This is a genomic window from Pelomonas margarita (assembly GCF_043555875.1).
GTDB lineage: Bacteria > Pseudomonadota > Gammaproteobacteria > Burkholderiales > Burkholderiaceae_C > Pelomonas > Pelomonas margarita.
The window spans coordinates 1-470 of sequence record NZ_JBIGHW010000062.1 but is presented as its reverse complement, the minus strand read 5'-3'; the positions used below and the strand labels follow the sequence as shown (position 1 = coordinate 470).

1 protein-coding gene is annotated in these 470 nt (G+C 62.3%); it reads right to left on the bottom strand.

Features of this window, described 5'->3' with window-relative positions; genetic code table 11:
• A partial coding sequence (locus ACG0Z3_RS23230) for a GTP-binding protein (protein WP_394402430.1) occupies nucleotides 1–470 on the bottom strand: 470 nt, incomplete at its 3' end.

Below are 470 nucleotides of genomic sequence, written 5' to 3'. Positions count from 1 at the left end.
AGCTCGCGCACTTCCATTTCGACCAGCTCGAGCAGCTCGGCGTCGTCGACCATGTCGCACTTGTTCAGGAAGACGATGATGTACTTCACGCCGACCTGGCGAGCCAGCAGGATGTGCTCGCGGGTCTGGGGCATCGGGCCGTCAGCGGCCGAGCACACCAGGATCGCGCCATCCATCTGGGCGGCACCGGTGATCATGTTCTTGACGTAGTCGGCGTGGCCGGGGCAGTCAACGTGCGCGTAGTGGCGGTTGGCAGTCTCGTACTCAACGTGCGCGGTGTTGATCGTGATGCCGCGGGCCTTTTCTTCCGGCGCTGCGTCGATCTGGTCGTAGGCCTTGGCCTCGCCACCGAACTTCTTCGACAGCACGGTTGCGATTGCAGCCGTCAGCGTCGTCTTGCCATGGTCCACGTGACCAATCGTGCCCACGTTCACGTGCGGCTTGGTCCGTTCAAACTTGCCTTTTGCCAT